This is a genomic window from Allobosea sp. 01N443 (genome assembly GCF_056399325.1).
Genome location: NZ_JBFTRC010000285.1, coordinates 1 through 5308, shown reverse-complemented (window position 1 = coordinate 5308; position 5308 = coordinate 1). Strand labels below are relative to the sequence as shown.

5 protein-coding genes are annotated in these 5308 nt (G+C 66.0%); 4 read left to right on the top strand and 1 reads right to left on the bottom strand.

Annotated elements, in window-relative coordinates; all coding sequences use genetic code 11:
* From AC1DRP_RS34635 to AC1DRP_RS34620, 4 genes are all read left to right on the top strand, one after another.
* The coding region (locus tag AC1DRP_RS34635; RefSeq protein ID WP_476770906.1) for a glycine cleavage T C-terminal barrel domain-containing protein at nucleotides 1-1691 on the top strand (1691 nt) is incomplete at its 5' end.
* On the top strand, nucleotides 1684-2316 hold the full coding sequence (locus tag AC1DRP_RS34630; RefSeq protein ID WP_441507514.1) for a sarcosine oxidase subunit gamma: 633 nt from the start codon (nucleotides 1684-1686) through the stop codon (nucleotides 2314-2316). The genes AC1DRP_RS34635 and AC1DRP_RS34630, both read left to right, overlap by 8 nt.
* Before the next feature lie 83 nt (nucleotides 2317-2399).
* On the top strand, nucleotides 2400-3263 hold the full coding sequence (gene purU / locus AC1DRP_RS34625) for a formyltetrahydrofolate deformylase (RefSeq protein ID WP_441507513.1): 864 nt from the start codon (nucleotides 2400-2402) through the stop codon (nucleotides 3261-3263).
* Nucleotides 3264-3431: 168 nt separating this feature from the next.
* Nucleotides 3432-3950 (top strand): hypothetical protein, encoded by a 519-nt coding sequence (locus AC1DRP_RS34620; protein ID WP_441507512.1) that lies wholly within the window; start codon nucleotides 3432-3434, stop codon nucleotides 3948-3950.
* 10 nt (nucleotides 3951-3960) lie between these two features.
* Here AC1DRP_RS34620 and AC1DRP_RS34615 read toward each other — a convergent pair whose 3' ends face one another.
* Nucleotides 3961-5184, bottom strand: coding sequence for an MFS transporter (locus AC1DRP_RS34615; protein ID WP_441507511.1), 1224 nt, complete (start codon nucleotides 5182-5184; stop codon nucleotides 3961-3963).
* Between the last annotated feature and the right edge of the window lie 124 nt (nucleotides 5185-5308).

The following is a 5308-nucleotide window of genomic DNA, read 5'->3' as shown; positions in this document are numbered from 1 at the left end:
GGGACGAGGCGATCCAAGCCTTCGTGCCGGGCACGATGCCGGCCGGGCTCAGCGCCGCCGGCAGCGCTGCCGGGCATTTCAGCCTGGCGCAGGCACTGGCGGACGGCGCCCGCCTCGGCAGCGAAGCTGCGGCCGATTGCGGTTTCGCGGCGAAGCCGCTGGCCTCCGCAGCGAAGACCGATCCTGAAGCGGTCTCGGTTTCTCCGCTCTGGCGGGTCAAGGGCGGCAAGGGTAAGGCTTTCGTCGATTTCCAGAACGACGTGACCGATACCGATGTCGAGCTGGCGGCGCGCGAGGGGTTCCGACCGGTCGAACACCTGAAGCGTTACACCACGCTCGGGATGGCGACCGACCAGGGCAAGACCTCGAATATCTCCGGCCTCGCGATCATGGCCGAGCAAACGGGCAAGACCATTCCCGAGACGGGGACGACGATCTTCCGGCCGCCCTATACGCCGGTCGCCATCGGTGCGCTTGCCGGACACCATCGCGGCCCGGATTTCCGGCCGATGCGGCTGGCGCCCACCCATCAATGGTCGAAGGACCAGGGCGCCGTCTTCGTCGAGACCGGGCTTTGGCTGCGCGGGCAGTATTATCCGAAAGCAGGTGAGGACCACTGGCTGACCACCGTCAATCGCGAGGTGCTCGCCGTGCGCAATGGCGTCGGCATCTGCGACGTCTCGACCCTCGGCAAGATCGACATCCAGGGCGATGATGCCGCCGAGTTCCTGGAGCGGGTCTATATCAATGGCTGGAAGGCCTTGCCCGTAGGCAAGGCGCGCTATGGACTGATGCTGCGCGAAGACGGTTTCGTCATGGATGACGGCACGACCTCGCGCTTGGCCGAGACGCATTTCCTGATGACGACCACCACGGCGAACGCCGCCAAGGTGATGCAGCATCTCGAATTCTGCCATCAGGTGCTCTGGCCGACGCTCGATGTCCGCATGGTCTCAGTCTCGGAGCAGTGGGCGCAGGCCGCGGTTGCGGGACCGAAGGCCCGCGATGTTCTGCGCGGCGTCGTCGATGCGCAACACGATCTCTCGAACGAAGCTTGCCCCTATCTCGCGGCGCGCAGCGTCACGGTCGGTGGCAGCATCCCGGCGCGGCTGTTCCGGATCTCCTTCTCGGGCGAGCTCGCCTATGAGCTCGCCGTCCCGGCCGATCATGGCGATGCAATGATGCGTGCCCTTATGTCGGCAGGGGCGCCGTACGGTATCACGCCCTATGGCACCGAGGCGCTCGGTGTGATGCGCATCGAGAAGGGCCATGTCGCAGGCAACGAGCTCAACGGCCAGACCACGGCCCGCGATCTTGGCCTGGGCCGGATGATGTCCGCCAAGAAGGACTTTGTCGGTCGCGTCATGGCAAGGCGCGAAGCCCTGATCGAACCGGATCGTCCCGCCCTGGTCGGCTTCAGGCCGGTGGAAATCGGGCAACGACTGCGAGCCGGCGCGCATTTCATCGGCCTCGGCAAGCCTGCGGCGATGGAGCATGACGAGGGCTACATGACCTCGGTCGCCTATTCCCCGGTGCTGAAGCACTGGATCGGCCTCGGCTTCTTGAAGAATGGCCCGAAACGCATCGGCGAACGCATCCGCGCCGTCGACCCGGTGCGCAACGGCGATATCGTCCTCGAAATCTGCAATCCGGTCTTCGTCGATCCCGAAGGAGCGCGCCTCCATGGCTGACGCCGTGACAACTGCCTGGACGCCACGCGGCTCCTGGGCCGGCATTCTGGCCTCGGGCGCCTTTGGTGCCGCCGGGCAGCCCGGCATCACGATCGAGGCGCGCGACGGCCTCGGCATCGCCAGCCTGATTGCTGGGGAGGGTCGGGATGAGGTGCTCACGCAGGCGCTCCAGCGCCGCACCGGGCTCGGCCTGCCGGTGACGCCGCGCATCGTCTCCAGCACGAGCCACAGTCTGGTCTGGGCCGGCCCGGATCAGTGGCATCTGATCGCGACGGATCGGAACGGTTTCGATGAGCTGCTGCGCGATCTCGCGCCGCTCGCGGCCGTCTCCGACCAGTCCGACGGGCGGGCTGCGCTGCGGCTTTCCGGACCGAAGCTGCGCGAGACGTTGGCGAAGGGCTGCATGCTCGATCTGCACCCTTCCGTCTTCCCCGCCGGTGCCGCCGCCTTGACAAGCATCGCTTATATGGGTGTGCATCTCTGGCGGATCACTGACGATCCGGAATCCGGTGACGCCGTTTTCGAGATCATGGTCGCACGCAGCATGGCAGGCAGTTTCTGGTCCTGGCTTTCCGCCTCCGCGGCGGAGTTCGGCTGCAGGGTGACGGCAACGGGACGAGGTTGAGCGCAGCGCGTCGCGCGCCCTCCAACCCGAAACCCGTCCCATTGTCCCAGCGAAGGGCCGCCCCTCGAAGGGCGGCATCAGCCATGTCCGACCGCATTTCGATCCTCACCCTTTCCTGCCCCGACCGTCCCGGCATCGTCGCCGCCGTCTCGACGCTGCTGTTCGAGGCCGGCTGCAACATCCGAGACGCACAGCAGTTCGACGACACCGAAACGGGCCGCTTCTTCATGCGCGTCGTCTTCGAGCGCCTCGCCGAGAGCAGGTCGCACGCCGAGATCACGGAAGCCTTCGGGAAACTGTCCCGGCGCTTCGCCATGGATTTCACGCTGCGCGAGCAGCATGTGCGGAAGCGCGTGATGCTGCTGGTCTCAAAATTCGACCACTGCCTCGCCGACCTGCTCTATCGCTGGCGCATCGGCGAGCTGCCGATGGAGATCGCCGGCATCATCTCTAACCACGGTCGCGACAGCATCGCCTCGACCGATATCGGTGACCTGCCCTTCCATCATTTGCCGATCACCCGACAGACCAAGATGGAGCAGGAGGCCCAGATCTGGCAGCTCGTACAGGAGGCCCGGACCGATCTCGTCGTGCTTGCGCGCTATATGCAGGTCCTGTCGGACGGGCTCTCGGCCAAGCTGCTTGGTCGCTGCATCAATATCCATCATTCCTTCCTGCCCGGTTTCAAGGGCGCCAAGCCCTACCATCAGGCGCATGAGCGCGGCGTGAAGCTGATCGGCGCGACCGCCCATTACGTGACGCCCGATCTCGATGAGGGTCCGATCATCGAGCAGGATGTCGAGCGCATCTCGCATCGCGATACGCCCGACGCGCTGGTGCGCAAGGGCCGCGATATCGAGCGGCGGGTGCTGGCGCGCGCCGTGCTGCATCATCTCGAGGACCGCGTCGTTCTGAACGGCAAGAAGACGGTCGTCTTCACCGACTGAGGTCGCCGCGATCGGGGCGATCAACGCCCGGGTCGTCTCAATCGTTGCGACATCCCTGGCGACGGAACCGACGCCAGGGATGATGACAGCGGGTTTCCAGCCATCCGCGGCTGGGAGGCGCGGCATTTCTGCTTGCTGTTGCATCACGCGGGCGGCAAGGAAGGATCGATGGCATCGTCACCTCTCCATCGTCTGGCAGCCGCCATCGGCCGCGTTGCTGCGCTGCCGCTACGAGGCCTGATCTCGTTCCTGATCCTGTTCGACGAGCTCGCGCGCCCGCTCTACCGCCCGGCCATTCGCTGGCTGTCGGAACGGCGGTTCGTGGCACGCGCCGAGGCGGCGATCGCCCGCATGCCGCGCTTTGCGATCCTGGCGCTGCTGGCAGCGCCGTTCGCGGTCGTCGAGCCTCTCAAGCTCGTCAGCCTCATCGTGATCGCGCGCGGCCATGTGATCAGCGGCCTGATCATGCTCGGGCTGGCGTATCTGGCGAGCTTCGTGATCGTCGAGCGCATCTACAATGCCGGCCGAAAGAAGCTCCTCACCATCAGCTGGTTCGCGCGCGGAATGGCTGTCATCACCGATTTGCGTGCGCGCACGCTGGACTGGGTGAGGCGCAGTCCGATCCATGCCTTCATGCTGCGCACGCGCGACGCCGTCCGTTCATGGTGGCGCGCACGACGGATCTGATCCCTTCAGGTCAGGAGACCTTGCGCGCGAGCACGAACAAGGCCCCGGTGGCAAGCAAGGACAGCAACACCATGAGCCCCGCYGTTGGCATCAGGCCAGCCCGCTCGATCAAGACCGCACAGACAAGCGGCGCCGCCGCCTTGACCACCAGCCCCGGCGCCGAGAGCTTGCCAAGCATCGCGCCGTATCCCGCCGGGCCGAAAAGCTGGAGCGGCACGGTTCCACGCACGATCGAACTCAGTCCGACGCTGATCCCGTAGGCGATCGCAAAGAGACCGGCGAGCACTGCGGTCGTCTGGCCCGTCATCAGCAGGACGAAACCGAGCGGCATCATCGCCGCCGAAACCCATGCCGTGGTCATCGGCGAGAGAGAAGCGCCGAACAGCATCTCCGCCAGCCGCCCGGCGACCTGGGCAGGGCCGACCATGGCACCGATGCCGACCGCGACTGCAGCGCTCAGGCCTAGCCCCTGCAATATGCTCAGCAGATGCACCGACATGGCTGAAACGACGAAGCCCTGCAGCGAGAAGGCGAGAGCGAGCAGTACAAAGGCGAGCCGGCGCGCCTCGCCTTCGAGATAATCGGCATGGAGCAACGCCGGAACGCTCGCGGCATGCCCGCGCTCTGCGGCCCGTTTGACACGCCCTGGCAGCCCAAGGAGATGCAAGGGCACGCAGAGCCCCAGCTGTAGCAGGCCGTAGAACCGGTAGATCTCGCGCCAGTCGAACTGCGCGAGCAGCGCCGTCGTCAGGGGCCAGAAGATCGTCAAGGCAAAGCCACCGATCAGAGTGAGCTGGCTGATCGAGCGCCGCGCACCGGCACCGCGCGACTGCGTCAGTGCCGCAAAGGCGGCGTCGTAGAAGACCATGGTCGAAATCATGCCAAGGGCAATCATCGCCGCGAAATAGCTCGGGCCGCCGCGTGCCTCGGCGAGCGCCAGCAGTGCCAACCCGGCAAGGGCCGAACCGATCGTCATCACCAGCCGTGCTCCTCGACGGTCCACCTGCCGGCCGACGGCGGGAGCAACGACACCGCCGGCAAGAAGGCTCGCGGCGAACCCGGCATAGGTCCATTCAGGAGCCCATCCGAAGCTTGCGGTCATATTCCGGGCCAGCACCGCGAAGGTATAGTAGAGGCAGCCATAGCCGGCGACCTGTGTCACGCCGAGGGTGAGGATGAGGCCGAGTCCGCGCCCCGTCGAGGGCACCGGCAAGGGCGAAGGCAGGCTCGGCATCGAGATCAGGTCATCCGGCAGACGGCATCACGGGGTGCGACCGGATGACCATTCTTCGACTCGCGGCCGGAGACAACGCCATCCTGCGAATACCTGAGCAGACATCATCGGCATGGGCGAACGA

Coding starts and splice junctions, on each gene's coding strand:
- AC1DRP_RS34620 (WP_441507512.1), top strand. CDS start 3,432: ATGGCATCGTCACCTCTCCATCGTCTGGCAGCCGCCATCGGCCGCGTT.
- purU (WP_441507513.1), top strand. CDS start 2,400: ATGTCCGACCGCATTTCGATCCTCACCCTTTCCTGCCCCGACCGTCCC.
- AC1DRP_RS34630 (WP_441507514.1), top strand. CDS start 1,684: ATGGCTGACGCCGTGACAACTGCCTGGACGCCACGCGGCTCCTGGGCC.